Source organism: Shewanella sp. SM23 (assembly GCF_025654295.1).
Lineage (GTDB): Bacteria > Pseudomonadota > Gammaproteobacteria > Enterobacterales > Shewanellaceae > Shewanella > Shewanella oncorhynchi.
Map to the genome: position 1 here is coordinate 150,162 of NZ_JAKKRM010000007.1, position 18,840 is coordinate 169,001.

The window sequence follows — 18,840 nt, forward strand, 5'->3', positions numbered from 1 at the left end:
AAGCTGCCACTGATGACACCGAATCTCACGCCAATAACAGGCGCGAAAGAAAGCGTTAGACGGCATGGGTATTCTCAGGGGCGAAATCTACCAGCTGGGCAGGTTCGCCTGACTCAAATGACGCAAATGGTACGCCATCTAACACGCGCTCATTTTTAAATACACGGATTTCAGAATCAGGTAACTGCGTCATCAGCAATGACAAGATAATGTGCATCTTATCCAATGGGCAATGAAGACGGATACTTGCACGTAAGCCCATTGTTCGTACATCCGATTGGCAGGCAATAAATGGACGATTCCGCGTTACCTTAATCAAATGACGATGCCCATTTTTTATAGGACTCTCATAAGTTGTCTCTATATTTTTAAAACCTGTGAAGAAAAATGCCATCACGGCAAAACCACCCGCGCCGACTAAGACGGCCGGGCCTAAAAAGGCCACCCCGACAATACAAACCACCACCCCAAACCAAGCCAGCCCCCGCACTACCGCGTAGGCTGCATCCGGAATCGCATCATGATAAGTGGTGACCAGCCCCTCTGTGGTGAGCCGATAGTGGTACTGTTTGTCGGCCAACCAGAGATAGCGCATAAATGGCCCAAAAATCATCACTATGATGAGAAAATAATACCATTGTTCAAATCCATACCAGCGTGTCACCAACCCAACTAGAGCCGTAATCCCGCACGGAATAAGGACCATGATCCACCCCATGCCATACACAGTCGCCACCTGAATATCCCACTCATAAAGCGTGGGCGCCTCCCGCACCCGCTGCTGACGCAACTGATAGAGCCGGTCTTGCTCCTCTTTGGGTAATTGCAGGAACTCACTGCGCGGCAGGTCTTCATACCGGCTGTCGTCCAATGGGGGGGGCGCTTGTTCTGTTGACGCCGACGGCTGCACCGTTGCTTTCTTATTCATTTAGTTATCCCTTTGCTGTGCCCACCGACTGCACGGTCATCGTTAACCTACCCACACAGCTCGTACTTAATGTCTTCTCACCCTTGACGACCTCGCCGCTAAAGGTCTGTTAGCCTGCATCCAGATAATGGTCGTAATTAGCGCCAGTAACAGGCGCGAGAAAAAACGTTAACTGGGCAGGGGATTCTCAGGGGCAAAATCTGACAATTGGACTGGTTCGCCGTCACGGGTGCCAACTTTAGAGAGGCCAACTATTCGTTCATTTTTCAATAAAAAGAGTTCCGACCCCGGTAATTGCTTCATCAGTAGCGACAACACTTTATGCATATCTTCGGGATGACAATAACAGTCGAGATTTGAATAATATCCGAAATAAAACCTGTCTGTATCACACGATATATATGGCCTCTTGTGGGTCACTTTTATCATATGGGGGTGTCCACGCTTGATAGCACTTATTGAGGTGGTTTCTACATTTTTAAAACCAGTAAAGAAAAATGCCCCCAGAGCCATTCCACCTGCACCAACCAGCGCTGCCGGGCCTAAAAAGGCCACCCCGACAATACAAACCACTACCCCAAACCAAGCCAGCCCCCGCACTACCGCGTAGGCGGCATCCGGAATCGCATCATGATAGGTGGTAACTAAACCCTCGGTGGTGAGTCGATAATGGTACTGTTTGTCGGCCAACCAGAGGTAGCGGATAAATGGCGCAAAAATCAATGCCATGAAAAAAAAACCATACCATTGGTCAGACTCATACCAGTGTGCCACCAAGCCAATCAGCACCATTATACCGCAGGGAATAATGACAACGAGCCACCCCATGGCATACACGGTCGCTACCTTAATATCCCACTCATAGAGGGTGGGCGCCTCACGCACCCGCTGCTGACGTAGCTTATTGAGCCGGTCTTGCTCCTCTTGGGGTAATTGCAGGAACTCACTGCGTGGCAAATCTTCATACCGGCTGTCGTTCAACGGTTGTGTGTCATGCTCTGTCGACGCCGACTGCTGCGGCGCTGATCTCTTATTCATATAGCTATTCCTTTGCTGTGCCCACGGTACTGCATGGTCATCGTTAACCTACCCACACGGCTCGTACTTAATGTCTTCTCGCTCTTGACGACCTCGCCGCTAAAAAGTCTGTTAGCATCTTGGTGGCAAAGCTGCCACTGATGACACCGAATCTCACGCCAATAACAGGCGCGAGAAAAAACGTTAACTGGGCTGGGGATTCTTAGGGGCGAAATCTGACAGTTGGGCTAGTTTGCCGTCACGGGTGCCAACTTTAGAGAGGCCAACTATTCGTTCATTTTTCAATAAAAAGAGTTCCGACCCCGGTAATTGCTTCATCAGTAGCGACAACACTTTATGCATATCTTCGGGATGGCAATAACAGTCGAGATTTGAATAATATCCGAAATAAAACCTGTCTGTATCACACGATATATATGGCCTCTTGTGGGTCACTTTTATCATGTGGGGATGTCCACGCTTGATAGCACTTATTGAGGTGGTTTCTACATTTTTAAAACCAGTAAAGAAAAATGCCATCACGGCAAAACCACCCGCGCCGACCAAGGCGGCCGGGCCTAACAACGCCACGCCGACGATGCAAACAACTACCCCAAACCAAGCCAGCCCCCGCACTACCGCGTAGGCTGCATCCGGAATCGCGTCATGATAGGTAGTAACTAAACCCTCGGTGGTGAGCCGATAATGGTACTGTTTGTCGGCCAACCAGAGGTAGCGCATGAATGGCCCAAAAATCATCACTATGATGAGAAAATAATACCATTGCTCAAATCCATACCAGTATGTCACCAACCCAACTAGAGCCGTAATCCCGCACGGAATAAGGACCATGATCCACCCAATGCCATACACAGTCGCTACCTTAATATCCCACTCATAGAGGGTCGGTGCCTCGCGTACCCGCTGCTGACGTAGCTTATTGAGCCGGTCTTGCTCCTCTTGGGGTAATTGCAGGAACTCACTCCGCGGCAGGTCTTCATACCGACTGTCGTCCAACAGTTTTGTCTCTTGCTCTGTCGACGCCAACTGCTGCGGCGCTGCTCTCTTATTCATATAGCTATTCCTTTGCTGTGCCCACGGACTGCACGGTCATCGTTAACCTACCCACACAGCTCGTACTTAATGTCTTCTCGCTCTTGACGACCTAGCCGCGAAAGGCCTGCCAGCATCTTAGTGGCAAAGCTGCCATTGATGACACCGAATCTCGCGCCAATAACAGGCGCGAGAAAAAACGTTAACTGGGCTGGGGATTCTTAGGGGCGAAATCTGACAGTTGGGCAGGTTCGCCTGACTCAAATGACGCAAATGGTACGCCATCTAACACGCGCTCATTTTTAAATACACGGATTTCAGAATCAGGTAACTGCGTCATCAGCAATGACAAGATAATGTGTATCTTATCCAATGGGCAATGAAGACGAATACTTGCGCGTAAGCCCATTGTTCGCACATCCGATTGGCAGGCAATAAATGGACGATTCCGCGTTACCTTAATCAAATGACGATGCCCATTTTTTATAGGACTCTCATAAGTTGTCTCTATATTTTTAAAACCTGTGAAGAAAAATGCCATCACGGCAAAACCACCCGCGCCGACTAAGACGGCCGGGCCTAAAAAGGCCACCCCGACAATACAAACCACCACCCCAAACCAAGCCAGCCCCCGCACTACCGCGTAGGCGGCATCCGGAATAACGTCATGATAGGTGGTAACTAACCCCTCGGTGGTGAGCCGATAATGGTACTGTTTGTCGGCCAACCAGAGGTAGCGGATAAATGGCGCAAAAATCAGTGCCATGAAAAAAAAACCATACCATTGGTCAGACTCATACCAGTGCGCCACCAAGCCAATCAGCACCATTATACCGCAGGGAATAATGACAACGAGCCACCCCATGCCATACACGGTCGCTATCTTAATATACCATTCATAGAGGGTGGGTGCCTCACGCACCCGCTGCTGACGTAGCTTATTGAGCCGGTCTTGCTCCTCTTGGGGTAATTGCAGGAACTCACTGCGCGGCAGGTCTTCATACCGGCTGTCGTCCAACGGTTGTGTCTCTTGCTCTGTCGACTGCGGCGACGCTGCTTTATTGTTCATCCTGTTACCTCTCGGTAGACTCTACTTGTAGCGTGGCCATCGCCAGGCAGTAAATCCAGTCATCCATTTTAAATCAGCAACATAATATGCTCTCGGCCTACCCTCAAGCGAATATTTACTGAAACGGTTTTAAGGAAAGTAATAAAAGTAGCTAGATGGCCAGTGAGGGAAGTGGAGACTGATTTTAAAGAGTATGTTCAAAACTCATCTGAGTTCTGCAAGGGCACGGCATACAAACCTCCATGTTTAATACCAATCCAAAACAAGAGTCGCCGTTAACAACTAGGTTATTGAGCTTGGTTGTATCTCGTTTCTGTTGATGAATAATTGACAGATATAATCATATAGTTAGAATGCCAAGCTGTTGAAACAGAACAGGTTGGCGTCAAATGAAACCTGATCTGGTTCCACATCACTAACGCTCTCAGTTGATCAAGTGAGTAGATCATACCGAAGCAATGCAGTTTTTCACATATAAACAATGGAGTGGTTATGCGTTGGTTGACTTGGTTGGTCGTGTGCTGTTCTCTCACGGGATGTGCAACGATAACGTCGAGGATGGGAGAAAATTCAACTTGGGGTCACTCTTTCTCAAGTGTGCAAACGGCTGTTGATAATGGCGAGGAGTGTATGATGATCTCCGCGTTAGCGGCCCCACCCTTACTGCTCTTTACCATCCCGCTGACACTCGTTGATATGAGCAGTGCGTTGATCATCGATACTGTTATGCTACCTGCAGATTTAGCGATCACGCCCAGCGATCCCAAGCTCCACACCCCGCGACCCATGGTCTGCCGCTATGACTATAAGATTTAAGCATGATCGCACCCAATAAATAACCTCAAGTTGCCCGTGTGGCGGTGAATTAACGCCGGCATACGGGAACGACCATGTCGCGGTTTGCCTCCCAGAGTGTTGTGCCTTGTTAGTTGTAATTACGTGGTACAACTTAGCCTAGCAAGCCATTTTAAATCATTTAAGTTAGCGATTTGCTTTAATCACATCAAGTAACAACTTGATATCAGCCATATTGTTATAAATATGCGGAGAAATCCGGATCCCCATACTGCGGGCGTCGACACTAATATTCGCGTTCGCCAATGCCGTCATCATTTGATGCTGCTGTTTACCAAACTGCAGAATAAGCGTGCCGCTGCGCTTTTCAGTATCCCGCGGCGACACAAACTCATGGTCGAGCTCTTGCGCCACAGCATCAATCAATTGCTGATTGTATTTACGCAGCAACGGAGTACCTAAACCAGCAAGATAATGAATGCTATGGGTGGCAATGGCATAAGGCGCGATTGATGGTGTCCCTCCCCAAAAGCGCAGCGCGGAATGCTGGTAACGAAAATCATGGATATCAAATTCGAACGGATTCTCGTGGCTAAACCAACCCACATCCTTAGGCTGACAACTCTCCAATATGGCGGGATTAACCCAAAGATAAGCAGCACCAGGGCCGCCGCAGAGCCATTTCACACTCGAACCGATTAAAAAATCGGGTTGTAGGCGCGCGAGATCCAGCGGAATAATCCCCGCCGATTGCGCGACATCCACTAAGCTCAAACAACCTCGCTCACGGGCTATAGTGAAAATATTGGCTAATGGCGCCTGCTGCCCCGTATTCGAGTAAGCATGGCTGACAAACACCAGATCCACATCGCGGCTGATATGCGTATCCCACACATTAGGGTCGGTGATATCGAGCCCTTTAGGAATAAAGCGTACTTCGCAACTGGCAGGCAGCGCTTTTTTAAGGGCAAAACCCATGCTGGGAAAATCAATCTCACTCATTAACACAACGGCGTGTTCGCGGTTCAATCTGTCGAGGGACATGACAATTTTAGTCAGCGCACTGGAAAGATTGACCTGAGGGCAAAAATCCTTTTGGTGGCCGTTAAATAACTTAGATAAAGCAAAGGTAAAATCATCAATCACACCCAACCACTGGCCCCAAGGTTCACGCCCCGACTCCTGCCAAGGCGCAAAAAAGGCTTCTTTAAAGACCTGCTCGGTCGATTTTAATGGCCGGCCAACGGAATGGTTTAATAGATATCCTGGACCTGCTAGGTAAAAGTCCTTTTTAAAATCTTCAAACATAGTGTTATCTCAAACTCTCTTTTAGTTTTTTAATATCACAATAACGAGTCCGAATATCGCTGCGTTGAGCGGCGGCGCGTCTGTCTCTGAGTCGCTCCAATGAGCCGAGTAGCACATGCAGTGGCGGACCACTCGCGGTAACTTTAGCCAGATGTTGCTGCTCCATACTTGTCGAAGGCTCTGCAATATATTTAGTTACTAACTCATTATGATGCTGAATCGCAGTCTCGCCATGTAATTCGCAGACTTCGATAAAGAGTCGCAAATTTTCTTGATACCAAGTTTGGTTTGCACTGTCTTTTGCCTGTAGAAAATCATCCATCAAATTCGGCCGACGCATGCACTCGCGCAATATCTGTTGATCCTCCGGCATCATGTATAAAAACTTGTCCACCAGCATTTGTGAATAGGAGGCTTCGTTTGCAAAACAAAGACCTAGCGTTAAATCGGTTACATTAATCCCCGCAAAATCCCCGGCGTTAGCGCCGCGATAAATGACCGAGCCCACCCGATAAGGTTTGTAGTAAGGGCGAACACAGTAAAAGAAACGGTCCGTATCTAATCGATTAAATAATTGGGTATTCGACTCAATCACATCTTGCAATGCCTGTTTAGCGACTCGCAGTAAATCGTGACTGATGGGATGGGAAATGCCCAAAGGCTGGATCTTCAATAGCGCATCGGCGGCGCGTTTATAGGCTAAAATGCCTTTAGTGTTGTAATCCACAAACAACTTTTCAGCGGGCAAATCGGTAAAGCGCTTATAAACGCCATTGTGGGCACGATTGTGAGTGGTTAAATGTGCGGTGGCAAAGCGCGGCGTGACGCCTATTGAAGCGCCAATATGCATGGCGAGCGCAGAAGCCTCAGCTAATGGCGATGTCGTTTCCCGCGAGGGCTCGGTAATTTCATGGCGCCGACAGGCCGCCATATACAAGCCCACATTGCCGAGTAAATCGAAGGCACTGTCGAAACCTTCATCAGTATTCCCCTCATCGAGCAAGGTCTTAATCAACTCTCGCCCTTCGCTCTCCAGCGCCAACTTAGCTTCTGCGCCGATATCGAGCACATTGGCCCGATCCGTTTGTTGGTAGTAAAGCTGTTCTAGCTCGGAATTGAGTTCCACAAAGCGGCTGCGGATCCAATCATCAAAGGCTTCGGTATTAAAGGTGGCAGGTTTCACGGGCTTATCCTTGAGTATTGTTATCGTTCTTTTAAACGGAGTGAGCTCAAAGCGTTAGCCCAATCCGTAAAACTCGTAACCAGAATGCAACTTATCGCCACGTGTTTCTAGCGTTAGGTCAAATTTCCGAAAAAACTAATGCCATTTTTTATTTACACCATGCGCCAGCGCAATTTTTCAAACACTTTTACTCCGCAGAATGTTCCTGAAGACACTCATCACTCAACTAATAGCTAAGCGGTAGTTCCGCAGAGGTAAATCGGATGATTTTAATGGAATTTATAGTAGTGCTTAGCTGCCTACTGCTAGGTACCCGCTACGGCGGCATGGGACTCGGCCTCATCAGCGGTATTGGCTTATTTTTACTGATTTTTGTTTTCGGTTTAGCGCCGGGACAACCGCCAGTGCAAGTTATGCTAACCATACTTGCAGTCATTGGCTGTGCAGCCGTATTGCAAACCGCGGGTGGATTAGATGTGATGATGCAGTATGCCGAGCGCTTACTGCGCCGTCATCCACAATACATCACGATTCTGGCACCACTGACCACGTGGACGCTGACCTTCCTTTGCGGTACTGGCCATGTGGTTTACACCATGTTCCCGATTATTTCCGATATCGCGCTGAAGAAAAATATTCGCCCAGAGCGCCCAATGGCGGTGGCATCTGTCGCTTCACAAATGGCGATTTGTGCTTCGCCCGTGTCGGTAGCTGTGGTGTCTATGGTGTCGATTCTGGCATCACAACAGGGTGTAGGCCGCGCTTACAATCTGCTCGAAATTTTAATGGTGTCAGTGCCAGCATCGCTTTGCGGTGTCATGGCTGCTGCACTTTGGAGTCTGCGTCGTGGTAAAGATTTAGATAAAGACGAAGAGTTTCAAGAACGCATTAAAGATCCAGTCCAAAGAGCCTTTATCTATGACAAAAGCGAAACCCTGTTAAATCAAAAATATCCGAAGGAAGCTTACTGGGCAACGGGGATTTTCTTCACCGCTATCGCTGCTGTGGTACTGTTAGGTTCATTTAGTGAATTGCGTCCCGCCTTTGACGTTAAAGGTAAGTCGACCTTGCTCTCGATGAACTTAGTGATCCAGATGATGATGTTAATTGCAGGTGCTTTTATCCTGATGACCTGTAAAGTCAAACCGACCAACATCTCTAACGGTCCCGTTTTTAAAGCGGGCATGGTAGCAATTTTCTCAGTATTTGGTGTGGCTTGGATGAGTGATACTTTCTTCATCAGCCATATGGATGTACTTCAGGAAAACCTGTCCCATGTAGTACAAAGCCAGCCTTGGACCTATGCCTTAGTGCTGTTTCTCATCTCTAAGCTTGTTAATAGCCAAGCGGCAGCACTCACAGCAATCGCACCTATGGGACTCGCCTTAGGGGTCGATCCAAAACTCTTAATCGCCTTCCTCCCTGCAAGCTACGGTTATTTCGTGCTACCAACCTATCCAAGTGATCTGGCCTGTATCGGCTTTGACCGTTCAGGTACGACTAAAATAGGTAAGTTCATAATTAACCACAGCTTTATCATTCCAGGCTTTATCGGTGTAGCGACAGCATCGGCTGTCGGTTATCTACTCGCAACCGCTTTACTCTAACCGCCAAAATAACAAAGGCCGCTAATGCGGCCTTTGTTTTAGATAGCCTTAGATCACACAAAAGTATTAACCTGTGCCAATATAAAACCCATACCCTAGACGCCCATATTCTTCAGAACATAAAATACGCAGCCCGAAAGTGAGATAAGTATCTTACTCAACAACTCTTTTTAGCTTGCCATACTAAAGATGATTAGACGCTTATCCATTCTATTAGCTTTTTTCGCGATACTGATGGGGCTCGTATACTGTGCCTACAGTCTGATAACTCGGATTAACTTTAATTCCCACCATCAAGTAGGAGAAGTCATCGACACTCTAAACGGGGTTAATATCTATTATAACGGAGGAGTTAATACCCATTCAGGACGTAACCTATCTATAGATGGTTATAACTTAGGCATTCAATATCAATGTGTTGAATTTGTTAAGCGCTACTTTTACCAACGCTACCAGCATAAAATGCCTGACGCTTTAGGCCATGCTAGAGACTTTTTTGATAACAAGTTAAGCGATGGCATGTGGAATGAAAAACGCGCTATGCAGCAATACACTAATGCGAGTCAGACCAAACCTATGCAGGATGATCTACTCGTGTTTTCTCCATGGATATTTAACCCCTATGGTCACGTTGCAATCATTGCCTCAGTTACCGATAGCAGTATTGAAATTGCCCAACAAAATCCCGGCCCCTTTGGCCCATCACGCGAACGGTTGGCATTAATTCAACAAAACGGCCTCTGGTATATTGATGCGCCTCGAGTAAAAGGTTGGTTAAGATGGCAGGCTCCGGAAATCACGGCATCCCCGATTGCTGAATCCGCAAATACGCCATTCCCCAGTAAGGTTCACTGAGAAATAACAATAATGTCAGTATTAACTTGGATTAAACAACGCCTTGCACGTAATAGTGATAGCCTCAAGCAATCTAGGCCACAAACTGAGTTACGCACTGTTTTTCATCAAACCCAGATGCCCAATATCAGCTTGCCAATCATACAAACCTATCCACTCGTTGTACCTATGGACAGAGCAGATATTTTTGCTTATCAATTGCATTGCTTGCTGACTTACCAAGGGAAAGAGGCCTTAAACACTTTACTTAGCCAGGCAGGCTTTAACACATTGCCCGAGCAAACGGTCAACTTTAACGGTTTTATCGAACATCCAACCCAAGCGACCTGCGTATTACTGAACCAATATGACGATTTTGCGGGTGTGTGCATAACCTTAGTGACCAATGACAAACCCTTGCTAGAAGCATTAATCAGATTCAAATCTGCCCCGCCCAATCCATGGGAAAGCTTTCCTAATATCGATCCCGATACCCTCGGCAGTCTTCAAGGTAATATCGACTTTTGGTGCAGCTATTTTTGGCGCCCCTATTGGCTATCACTCTCAGAAACTGAGCGCTTGCAATATCCTGAAAGTTGGCGGGAATTTAGCGAGTTTCATTAAAACTTAAGGTACGCAAACACTTAATGCAGGATAAAAAATGAAATTGAAATATGTTGGATTAGCACTGACGTTACTGCTACTTGGTGGTTATCTGATCCCTGAGTCACCCGCGATCCCAGTAAAAGGTGCCAGCAGTAAAGATTGGAACAGCCAAACCTTTTGGTATGAACCTTGGGGTCCATCGGGCGTTCACAAGGGGATAGATATTTTCGCCGCCAAAAACACCGCAGTGATTGCGCCAACGCCTATGCTGATCTTGTATCGAGGTGACTTCTTCAAAGGAGGAAATGTGGTGGTTGGTTTAGGTCCGAAATGGCAAATTCACTACTTTGCCCATTTAGCACAAATTGAATCAGCCACAGGATTGATTGCCTACCAAGGTGACACTTTGGGCACTGTCGGCGATACGGGCAATGCACAAGGTAAACCGCCCCATCTGCACTATTCCATTTTGAGCTTATTGCCTAAACCTTGGCTGATGGATACTTCAACCCAAGGTTATAAAAAGGCCTTTTATCAAAACCCTATCGAGTATTTAACTGCACTATAGGCTTAACTACTTACTTTAATCAGCTTATTGGCAGTGCAATATCAAGCTGAGGTTCTGCGGTTTTTGATGGGGTCTCATGCTCAACTGCCGCAGCTAATGCTTCTCTCTCTGCCTTTGCAATATATTTAGGTTTATTGCTAGATTGCAGTTTGGCATTGGCCTTTTTTGCCTTGCTCTTCAAGGTTTGATTAATCTTCTTTTTACGGTTCATCAGAGTACCAATGCAAGATACGATATAAAGGGGCGCGATTATAGCCTTCCATCAACGCGCCAGACAATCGAAAGCACTAAAGCAAACGCGTAGCCCAATCAAATAATCAAACCTGCGACTAAGCATAGGTCTCCTAAATCAAAGACAAATGCCAAAAAAGGTAATGCCTTACCGACATTAAATCGCATTATATGTATGGCCTTTACGGTAAAATCTCTCGATACCGAGTGCTGTGTCGCAATTTATTCATACTGTCGTCAAATCATGCAATTTCCTGTATGGCGTGACTAGACAAGCTGTAATTCCTCCCCTAAAATCGCGAATAATAAAAATCGTTATCATTTGTAATACAATTTAATGGAATATTAACCTATGCCAAGGGAGCCGGTGTAACAAACTCATTCGCCCTTAGCAGGAAGTTATATGACATTCAAAACCTCGTTTGTTGCTTTAGCCGTATTGGCAGCGTTAACCCAATCCGCTGCGGCCCAAGATGCCACCGACAACAGTCCAAACAACAAAAATAAAGACATAGAAAAAATCACTGTCACCGCGAGTCGAATGGATAAATCTCCCAGCTCGATCCCCAATACTGTCACTATCATCGACCGTGCCCAATTAGAAGAACAGTTCCGCACCACTAAAGATTTATCGACGATTATCGGTAACTTAGCGCCTAGCTTTTCACCGAGCCGCCAGAAGATGAGTAACACAGGTGAAACCCTGCGTGGTCGTCCGCCATTGATTATGATCGACGGCGTGCCTCAATCGAACCCACTTCGCAGTGGTGGTAGAGAGGGACAAACCATAGATCCTGCCATGATTGAGCGCATCGAAATCATTCACGGCGCCAATGCCATGCACGGTCTCGGTGCCCAAGGCGGCATCATCAACTACATCACTAAAAAGCCAACAGGCGACAGCGAACAGGTTGCTAGTTTCGATGTCACAGTGCCTGATTCAATGAAATCCAATGGCTTAAGCTTTGGTGCTAGCTATGCGTTTTCTGGCGAGTCAGAATTTATCGACATGATAGGTTCGGTTAGCTACCGCAATAATGGCGTCTATTACGATGCCAATCATAACGTAGTGGGTGTCGACACGACTCAAGGCGAGTCGATGGATAGTCAGAGTAAAGACTTCTTCATCAAGCTTGGCCATAACTTCGATGAGTCTCGCCTTGAATTAATGGTTAACCATTACAATGCAGACAACAATGGCGATTGGATGCCCGTTGTAGGTGACAAGCCCAATGGTGTCCCCACAGGTGCAGTTAAAGAAACTCAGCCATGGGAAGCCGCCAACAACCAAGTGACCACCACAAGTTTGACTTACACCCACGCCAATATTGGTGGCCAGCAACTTAGCCTACAACTCTTTAATCAAGATTTTAAAGCGGTTTATGGCGGTGGCTGTTTCGACAGTTTCTACGATCCATCCTTCGAAGGCAGCGATCAAGTCATCCAATGCGGTATCGGCAGTAAAGGTGAAAGCTTGTACTACGAGCAATCGCGTAACTCTTCGGTTAAATGGGGTTTAAAAAGCGCCTTAATCGCTAAGGATATTGCAGGTTCAGGAATTGATGCGGCCTACGGTGTCGACCTTTTCCGCGACACCACTGAGCAAGATTTAGTAAAAACAGGCTTTTCATGGGTTCCCGAAAGTACCTATGACAACGTTGCGCCATACTTGCAGTTAGATTATGACTTAATTGAAAATTTAACCTTATCGACTGGTGTTCGTTACGAACATGCCGAGTTAAGTGTCGATGACTACAAAACCCTATGGGGTGCAGGCAATAAGCAAATTGCGGGCGGTTCAGCCACCTTCGATGAAACCTTATTTAACGTCGGTATCTCTTATAAAATCACTCCTGACATTCGCGTTTATACCAGCTATAACCAAGGTTTTGGCATGCCGGATATCGGCCGAATTCTGCGTGATGGTAAAAGCTTCCCCGGCGACAATCCCAGCATAGATGGCTCACTGGCACTCACGCCGATCGTCACAGATAACGTTGAAGTCGGCGCCGATTACCAAGGTAAATACTTAAGCGCTAAGCTAGCTTACTATCGTTCCGCCACTGATTTTGGTTCACGTTTGGCCTTAAATAGTGATGGTTTCTACGACGTGAAGCGCGAAAAGAGTGTGATCGATGGTATTGAAGCCAATGTCACCGCCTACATTACCAGCAATGATGATCTCGGCATGAATATCGCCTTCCAGCAGGGCGAATACGATTCAAATGGTGATAGCCAAGTCGATACCGATCTCGATGGTGCAAATATTTCACCAAACCGTATCAACCTGTTCTGGACCCATAGCTTCGATAATGAAATGTCGACCCGCGTTCAAGCCAATTACTACATGGACCGCGATTTTAAAAACGCGGCGGGCAACAAGTATGCAGAGTTTGATGGCTACACGACAGTCGATGCTTCCTTCTCTATGCCGCTTTACACTGGCACCCTGAGCCTAGGTTTGCAAAATCTATTTAATAAGGATTATTTCAATTATTACTCACAAACCATGGGTACAAATGATCGTTATTTCAAAGGGATGGGGCGTACTGCAACAATAGGCTACACCTTACCTTTCTAAGTGAAAGGCCCATTTTGAAACATAAAAAAGCGCAATTAAATTGCGCTTTTTTATTGTGTGGAAGAAAGCAAATTATGCCTTGGTCACGACCCAGAGTGCGTGTAATAAACCAGGGAACCAGAACAGTAAACATAACACTATGTTTATTAGCAGATCTTTACCCGCTCCCGCCTTCAAAAATACAGCAACTGGGGGCAATAAAATCGCAATAATGACTAAAAGTAGTTTATTTGTATCCATAACAGAACATCCTCAAAACGGAGATTGTAGGCAAATCAACAAGATCTAACTTCGCAGGAAGACTCAGAATTTGCAAACCTTTTAGTTTGCAAAGCGTAAATAATCCCAGTCACAACCTAAATGAAGGCCCTTACCATTCCCTAAAATGAAAAAGGATATTCAACCCATTATCTGTCCAGAGTAGACTAAGATAACCAGTAAACTCCAACCGAAAATCCCTAAAAGCATCTATAGTTAAAGAAAAATATGAAGTAAAAGAATGATATTTGATCCCCAAGCCTTATTACTCATCAAGTTTATTTGCCTGCTTACTAGCACGGCTGCCGTCGCATGGGGACTCATTGCACAACCTTTAAAAATTGCCACTCAAGCCAGTATGCGCTTTTCTCTGGCGAACTTGTTCGTCCTCCTTGGCATAATACTCAACAGCCAACGCACCGAAGCCTCCAGTTACTTTTTTTGGTTCTGCTCGGATATGGCGATTTTATTTGGCTTCATTCTAGCGCGTTGGGGAACGAAGGCGCTTTTTAGACTCAAGCCCAGCGTAAAATCGGATCTTATTCTTTTAGCACTCACCGCTGGTGTGATGCTCTTGGTTCCACCTAATTTCAGCTCCGAACGCATTTTGGCCATCGCATTCTCAGCCTGCGCCGCGCTCATTTTCGCCATGTTAACTCGAGATAACTATCTTGCCATCAAACGCGATACGGGAAATCGAGTTGCCATCGCTATGGCCATGCCCTTAGTCGCCATGGTGGGTATTTTTATCATTCGTATCTTTATCGCCTTACTCTCTCCCGAAGAAAGTCCGATGTTTATCGCCATGCACACGCAAGAAGCCATACCTGTGCTTTGGTTCTATGTATTTCTGGCCCTATTGATCAATATCGTGATGATAGGTAATGCCATGACGCGGCTTGTCAGTAAAATCCGCATGTTAGCGGAGCGGGACCAACTCACAGGCCTGTGGAATCGCCGTGCTATGCATAAGTTTTTAAACAATATCCATCAACGCTGGCTGCGGGATAAAGTACCTTACAGTATGATTTTATTGGATCTTGATCATTTTAAAGATATCAACGATCAATACGGGCACGATGCGGGCGATCTCGCCCTGCTGACGGCGGCGAGACTGTTTGGGTCGGTATTGCGAGAAAATGACGCCCTATGTCGTCACGGTGGAGAGGAGTTTCTGGTGATTTTACCCGCGACTGATGCACCCGCGGCCAGAGTCGTCGCCGAGAAATTGCATCAAGTACTTAAGGACAATTCATTTATCTGGCAAGGTGTTACGATAAAAATTCATGCCAGTTTAGGTTACGCCACGATTTATCAAGGATGCCAACCTGACAAACTACTCATTCAAGCAGACCAAGCTATGTACCGCGCAAAATCTGAGGGTCGAGACCGTATTTGCCAAGCTTGCTAGGCTTTTGCAACATAACGCTGCAAAGATTAATCTCCTTTCGCAGGCCAAGCCAAAGTATCGGGCTCACGCCATGAAACTAGCGCCTCAGTGACACCTTCAGCGTCAAAATGCTCACCTTGAGTCGGCAAATCCCGATAAGCGTAATCACGCCAACCTGTCACGTCATCACCATAGCGAAAATGCAGACAATAGGCATGCAGATAACACCGATCCGCTGCCCCACCGCCGTATAAATCATCCCCTAAAATGGGTACACCTAAACTCGCCAAGGCAACTCTTAATTGATGGGTTTTACCTGAGTGGGGTTTAAGCAAATATAAACGCAACCCCTCACCAACACTCAAGGAGAAAAACTGCGTAATCGCTGGATTCTCTTTAGTCCGCAGTAACTTAAACATGCTACGACGCGACTTTGCCATGTCACCAATCACCCAGCCTTGCTTCTTCTTCGGCTTGCCTTTCGCGAGGGCGAGGTAATATTTCTGCACTTTATGAGCGGTAAACAGCTCAGTAAATTGCTTGGCGGCGACCGCGCTCTTAGCCAGAATCAACAGACCGGACGTGGGTGTATCGAGTCGATGAACAGCAAAAAGCTTAATCCCTAAATCTTGCTCAGCCTGCGCCACCACGCCTGCAGTCCCATTCTGACTGTGGAAATGCACTTTGGCTGATTTGGAAATAACAATAAAATCAGCCTCATCGGCTATGATTCGATACATGGAGTACTCGACGTTGTAATGCGGATCATCGACTTAAAACTGAATAGTGACGACTAAGCCGGGATGATTATCCGTGAGATTAATTTTGGCATTGTGCCGTGAGAGAATCGCTTTGACCATAGATAATCCTAAACCAGTGCCCTGTAAATGCCGGCTAGGGTCGAGGCGCACTAAACGTTCGAACACTCTTTCTTTACTCTCATCTGGAATACCAGGGCCATTATCACGGATCTGAATTTGTGGGCCTGACTGAATAATCTCAATCCGCGCACCTTGGCCAGAATACTTCATCGCATTATCGACAAGATTATATAAAGCTTGGAATAATAAGTATTTATCACCAAAAACCTTATGATCTGTCAGTAACGATAAACTCAAGGTTTGCTCGTTAGATTCAGCCACAGCATCGGCCATATCCAATAAATCAGTACACAGTTGCGCTAGGCTTAACTCCTGCAAATCGAGTGTCTGCTGACCTTCTTCGATACGCGTGAGCGACAACATGGCATCAAACGTCGCTAAACAATGATCGAGCTCCTCGGTCAAAATGGCGCAACCTTCGCTAATCTCGTTGCTCGGCTTACTCGCTAACTCTTCAATACCAATACGGATATGTGACAGTGGAGTACGTAAATCATGGGCGATATTATCGGTCGCACCACGCACTGCCATCAGGTTATTTTCGAGAATATCCAGCACATTATTAAACTGCAGCGCCAACATATCGAACTCATCCTGACGCCAACTCAAGGGTAAGCGGGTGTCATAGTGACCGCGTTCAATCTGTTCACTCAAGCGGTTGTATTGCACTAATCGACGTAAAATCGCCTTAGAAAACAGATAGCCGAGCGCTAAAGTCAACACTACGGTAAGCATGACAGCCGTCGCTGCGGCACTGATAAACTTATCAATTAACGTCGCTAAGTTATCGGTACGGGTCGCAATCAACACAGGGCCGTAGCGGGTCATCACCAGACCACCGGTAAGAATATGCAGCTTATCTGGGCCACCGGTTAAGATAGGAAAATCCCGCGTTTGCGGCAACATGGGCATGCCTTCGGGCATAAAGCTCAAGGCACCGACCATATCATAGCTATTACGCCAAGCGATCAGGGCCGTTTGTGGATCGGCGGCGCGGATTTGAGCGGCAAAACTACGGCGATCAACCGTTAGGGCAAGTTGCTGATAACGTTGGGTCTCTGACTCTAAATATTGAGTCACTTGATACTGCTGCTCAATAATCAACTGTCGATAAAGGGCAAATAGCAACGCCCCGATGATCACTATCACTAAGGTCGAAAAAACGATTGTGATGCGCCAGGCGCTGCTTTGGTAAGGCTTAATGCCTTTGTCGTAAGCGATAACCCGCTCCCCTCACGGTTTCGATAAGCTCGCCATGGCCTAACTCTTCAAATTTACGGCGTAATTTTGCGATATGCACATCGATGACGTTAGTGCGAGGATCGAAGTGATAATCCCACACTGCTTCGAACAATAAGGTGCGGCTAATAACTTGATTAGCATGTTCCATCAGATACTTAAGTAACTGAAACTCTTTTGGCTGTAGCATCAACTCCTGCCCGTCTAAAGTGACATTACGGGTCAGTAACTCCATCTTCAAACCACCAACAACGAGATCAGTTGTCACAGGCACAGATTGCCCACGGTGCATTAGTTTTTCAGCGCGGACTAATAACTCGGAGAAAGCAAACGGCTTAGTCATATAGTCGTCGCCGCCCGCGCGCAGGCCTTTCACTCGCTCATCAACGTGCGCTAAGGCAGATAAAATCAGCACTGGGGTTTGATTGCCCGTTGCCCTTAAGGCAGCCAGCAATTTTAAGCCATCGAGCTGGGGTAACATGCGGTCGAGGATCACGAGATCGTACTGACTACTCGTGGCGAGTGACAAACCTTGGTGGCCATCGCTCGCCGTTTCGATATTGTGGCCCTGCTCAAGAAATCCTTTGACGATGTAATCAATCGTCGTCGCATCATCTTCAACTAAAAGTATTTTCATCTGTATGTTGCGCTCCTCAATCTTAAGCACTCGTGTGAGCACTCGATTGACTTAGATATTTCAATCCCACTTGAGTAAAGGTAACGGTCGTAAATTTTCGACATCAAAGGCCAACTTAAACTTACCCGTATCGTCTAGCAGCTTAAGTTCTAAGTAACTGATACCTAAGTCGTGGTCTAATTTTGCTTCGGTTAAGAAGGCTTTATGATCTTTAGTGGCCTTAATGATTAGACCTGAAAAGGTTTGATCTTTTGCCGCGATCATACGCGTTGCCTCAACCTCACCCAGATCATCGGCGCTTACTTTACTCGCCTTTTGTTTCAGTAACTTACCATCACGGGCACGATATTCAAACCGCGTTATAGAGTTTGCTAAAGGATTAATCAACTCAAATTGATAGACTAATTCACCCTCTTGCTCTTCCATATGAAATTCGGCAATCACACCGGAGAACCCTTTTTCAATCTGCTGCATAACGCTCAACGGCGGTACATAGTCTCCACCCGCAAACATCGAATACATGCTCTGAGCCGCCGTTGCGACACCAGATACCAACATGAATCCTAGCAACCATAGTCTCATGGCCCCTCCATATAAATCAGCTAAGTTTGTATCTTATGAGACAATCAGTTAGAAGTCGATGGACCTATTACGC

General features: G+C 46.6%; 19 protein-coding genes. 7 read left to right on the forward strand and 12 right to left on the reverse strand.

Translation table 11 applies throughout. The annotated features are described in order from the left end of the window. Positions 1–55: 55 nt before the first annotated feature. The 4 genes from L5L98_RS11195 to L5L98_RS11210 all read right to left on the reverse strand — a co-directional run bounded on the left by L5L98_RS11195 (position 56) and on the right by L5L98_RS11210 (position 4,067). Positions 56–928: a hypothetical protein gene (locus tag L5L98_RS11195; protein ID WP_263140799.1), complete on the reverse strand. Its 873-nt coding sequence runs from the start codon at positions 926–928 to the stop codon at positions 56–58. A 168-nt stretch (positions 929–1,096) separates the two neighbouring features. Further along, entirely contained in the window at positions 1,097–1,966 is an 870-nt protein-coding gene (locus tag L5L98_RS11200) for a hypothetical protein (RefSeq protein ID WP_263140800.1), read from the reverse strand. Between the two features lie 183 nt (positions 1,967–2,149). After that, positions 2,150–3,019, reverse strand: a complete 870-nt coding sequence (locus tag L5L98_RS11205) for a hypothetical protein (protein WP_263140803.1) — start codon at positions 3,017–3,019, stop codon at positions 2,150–2,152. A gap of 181 nt (positions 3,020–3,200) precedes the next feature. Continuing rightward, positions 3,201–4,067 carry a hypothetical protein gene (locus L5L98_RS11210; protein ID WP_263140804.1) on the reverse strand — a complete coding sequence of 289 codons (867 nt, stop codon included), beginning with the start codon at positions 4,065–4,067 and terminating at the stop codon, positions 3,201–3,203. A gap of 558 nt (positions 4,068–4,625) precedes the next feature. Here L5L98_RS11210 and L5L98_RS11215 point away from each other — a divergent pair. Next, complete coding sequence (locus L5L98_RS11215) at positions 4,626–4,883, forward strand: YceK/YidQ family lipoprotein (RefSeq protein ID WP_263140905.1); 258 nt, start codon at positions 4,626–4,628, stop codon at positions 4,881–4,883. A gap of 165 nt (positions 4,884–5,048) precedes the next feature. Here the strand turns inward: L5L98_RS11215 and L5L98_RS11220 are convergent, their stop codons facing one another. Then, positions 5,049–6,170, reverse strand: coding sequence for an aminotransferase class V-fold PLP-dependent enzyme (locus L5L98_RS11220; protein ID WP_105251112.1), 1,122 nt, complete (start codon positions 6,168–6,170; stop codon positions 5,049–5,051). A gap of 4 nt (positions 6,171–6,174) precedes the next feature. Next, on the reverse strand, positions 6,175–7,353 hold the full coding sequence (locus tag L5L98_RS11225) for a PrnB family protein (RefSeq protein ID WP_263140808.1): 1,179 nt from the start codon (positions 7,351–7,353) through the stop codon (positions 6,175–6,177). Between the two features lie 263 nt (positions 7,354–7,616). Here L5L98_RS11225 and L5L98_RS11230 point away from each other — a divergent pair, with 263 nt between their 5' ends. The 4 genes from L5L98_RS11230 (at position 7,617) to L5L98_RS11245 (ending at position 10,968) form a co-directional block, all read left to right on the forward strand. Next, complete coding sequence (locus L5L98_RS11230; RefSeq protein ID WP_105251110.1) at positions 7,617–8,960, forward strand: anaerobic C4-dicarboxylate transporter; 1,344 nt, start codon at positions 7,617–7,619, stop codon at positions 8,958–8,960. A gap of 234 nt (positions 8,961–9,194) precedes the next feature. Next, the gene (locus L5L98_RS11235) at positions 9,195–9,815 is read left to right on the forward strand and encodes a CHAP domain-containing protein (protein WP_263256964.1); all 621 of its coding nucleotides are present in this window, start codon (positions 9,195–9,197) and stop codon (positions 9,813–9,815) included. Between the two features lie 12 nt (positions 9,816–9,827). Beyond that, positions 9,828–10,418, forward strand: a complete 591-nt coding sequence (locus L5L98_RS11240; protein WP_263140816.1) for a hypothetical protein — start codon at positions 9,828–9,830, stop codon at positions 10,416–10,418. A 37-nt stretch (positions 10,419–10,455) separates the two neighbouring features. Next, a complete protein-coding gene (locus tag L5L98_RS11245; protein WP_168826445.1) occupies positions 10,456–10,968 on the forward strand; it encodes a M23 family metallopeptidase in 513 nt (170 codons plus the stop codon). A 19-nt stretch (positions 10,969–10,987) separates the two neighbouring features. Here the strand turns inward: L5L98_RS11245 and L5L98_RS11250 are convergent, their stop codons facing one another. After that, positions 10,988–11,179 (reverse strand): DUF2986 domain-containing protein, encoded by a 192-nt coding sequence (locus L5L98_RS11250; RefSeq protein WP_113941341.1) that lies wholly within the window; start codon positions 11,177–11,179, stop codon positions 10,988–10,990. Positions 11,180–11,602: 423 nt separating this feature from the next. Between L5L98_RS11250 and L5L98_RS11255 the strand changes: the two genes are divergently transcribed. Next, complete coding sequence (locus L5L98_RS11255) at positions 11,603–13,780, forward strand: TonB-dependent receptor (protein ID WP_263140819.1); 2,178 nt, start codon at positions 11,603–11,605, stop codon at positions 13,778–13,780. A gap of 72 nt (positions 13,781–13,852) precedes the next feature. Here the strand turns inward: L5L98_RS11255 and L5L98_RS11260 are convergent, their stop codons facing one another. After that, complete coding sequence (locus L5L98_RS11260; RefSeq protein ID WP_006079767.1) at positions 13,853–14,020, reverse strand: YqaE/Pmp3 family membrane protein; 168 nt, start codon at positions 14,018–14,020, stop codon at positions 13,853–13,855. 259 nt (positions 14,021–14,279) lie between these two features. On the opposite strand from L5L98_RS11260, the gene L5L98_RS11265 reads away from it, so the two are divergent. Beyond that, entirely contained in the window at positions 14,280–15,449 is a 1,170-nt protein-coding gene (locus L5L98_RS11265) for a GGDEF domain-containing protein (RefSeq protein WP_263140820.1), read from the forward strand. Between the two features lie 26 nt (positions 15,450–15,475). Here the strand turns inward: L5L98_RS11265 and L5L98_RS11270 are convergent, their stop codons facing one another. The 4 genes from L5L98_RS11270 to L5L98_RS11285 are packed head-to-tail and all read right to left on the reverse strand — an operon-like array spanning position 15,476 to position 18,767. Continuing rightward, a complete protein-coding gene (locus tag L5L98_RS11270) occupies positions 15,476–16,168 on the reverse strand; it encodes a TIGR01621 family pseudouridine synthase (RefSeq protein WP_263140822.1) in 693 nt (230 codons plus the stop codon). A gap of 33 nt (positions 16,169–16,201) precedes the next feature. Then, positions 16,202–17,458 carry a sensor histidine kinase gene (locus L5L98_RS11275; RefSeq protein ID WP_105251097.1) on the reverse strand — a complete coding sequence of 419 codons (1,257 nt, stop codon included), beginning with the start codon at positions 17,456–17,458 and terminating at the stop codon, positions 16,202–16,204. Between the two features lie 49 nt (positions 17,459–17,507). Further along, on the reverse strand, positions 17,508–18,185 hold the full coding sequence (locus L5L98_RS11280) for a response regulator transcription factor (RefSeq protein ID WP_006079763.1): 678 nt from the start codon (positions 18,183–18,185) through the stop codon (positions 17,508–17,510). A gap of 60 nt (positions 18,186–18,245) precedes the next feature. Next, a complete protein-coding gene (locus tag L5L98_RS11285; protein ID WP_131524044.1) occupies positions 18,246–18,767 on the reverse strand; it encodes a hypothetical protein in 522 nt (173 codons plus the stop codon). Between the last annotated feature and the right edge of the window lie 73 nt (positions 18,768–18,840).

Excerpts from the sequence above, each read along its gene's own strand:
- L5L98_RS11280 (WP_006079763.1), bottom strand. The coding sequence starts at position 18,185 with ATGAAAATACTTTTAGTTGAAGATGATGCGACGACGATTGATTACATC.
- L5L98_RS11205 (WP_263140803.1), bottom strand. The coding sequence starts at position 3,019 with ATGAATAAGAGAGCAGCGCCGCAGCAGTTGGCGTCGACAGAGCAAGAG.
- L5L98_RS11240 (WP_263140816.1), top strand. The coding sequence starts at position 9,828 with ATGTCAGTATTAACTTGGATTAAACAACGCCTTGCACGTAATAGTGAT.
- L5L98_RS11210 (WP_263140804.1), bottom strand. The coding sequence starts at position 4,067 with ATGAACAATAAAGCAGCGTCGCCGCAGTCGACAGAGCAAGAGACACAA.
- L5L98_RS11200 (WP_263140800.1), bottom strand. The coding sequence starts at position 1,966 with ATGAATAAGAGATCAGCGCCGCAGCAGTCGGCGTCGACAGAGCATGAC.
- L5L98_RS11220 (WP_105251112.1), bottom strand. The coding sequence starts at position 6,170 with ATGTTTGAAGATTTTAAAAAGGACTTTTACCTAGCAGGTCCAGGATAT.
- L5L98_RS11230 (WP_105251110.1), top strand. The coding sequence starts at position 7,617 with ATGATTTTAATGGAATTTATAGTAGTGCTTAGCTGCCTACTGCTAGGT.
- L5L98_RS11245 (WP_168826445.1), top strand. The coding sequence starts at position 10,456 with ATGAAATTGAAATATGTTGGATTAGCACTGACGTTACTGCTACTTGGT.
- L5L98_RS11265 (WP_263140820.1), top strand. The coding sequence starts at position 14,280 with ATGATATTTGATCCCCAAGCCTTATTACTCATCAAGTTTATTTGCCTG.
- L5L98_RS11255 (WP_263140819.1), top strand. The coding sequence starts at position 11,603 with ATGACATTCAAAACCTCGTTTGTTGCTTTAGCCGTATTGGCAGCGTTA.
- L5L98_RS11250 (WP_113941341.1), bottom strand. The coding sequence starts at position 11,179 with ATGAACCGTAAAAAGAAGATTAATCAAACCTTGAAGAGCAAGGCAAAA.
- L5L98_RS11215 (WP_263140905.1), top strand. The coding sequence starts at position 4,626 with ATGGGAGAAAATTCAACTTGGGGTCACTCTTTCTCAAGTGTGCAAACG.
- L5L98_RS11285 (WP_131524044.1), bottom strand. The coding sequence starts at position 18,767 with ATGAGACTATGGTTGCTAGGATTCATGTTGGTATCTGGTGTCGCAACG.
- L5L98_RS11260 (WP_006079767.1), bottom strand. The coding sequence starts at position 14,020 with ATGGATACAAATAAACTACTTTTAGTCATTATTGCGATTTTATTGCCC.
- L5L98_RS11195 (WP_263140799.1), bottom strand. The coding sequence starts at position 928 with ATGAATAAGAAAGCAACGGTGCAGCCGTCGGCGTCAACAGAACAAGCG.
- L5L98_RS11270 (WP_263140822.1), bottom strand. The coding sequence starts at position 16,168 with ATGTATCGAATCATAGCCGATGAGGCTGATTTTATTGTTATTTCCAAA.
- L5L98_RS11235 (WP_263256964.1), top strand. The coding sequence starts at position 9,195 with ATGGGGCTCGTATACTGTGCCTACAGTCTGATAACTCGGATTAACTTT.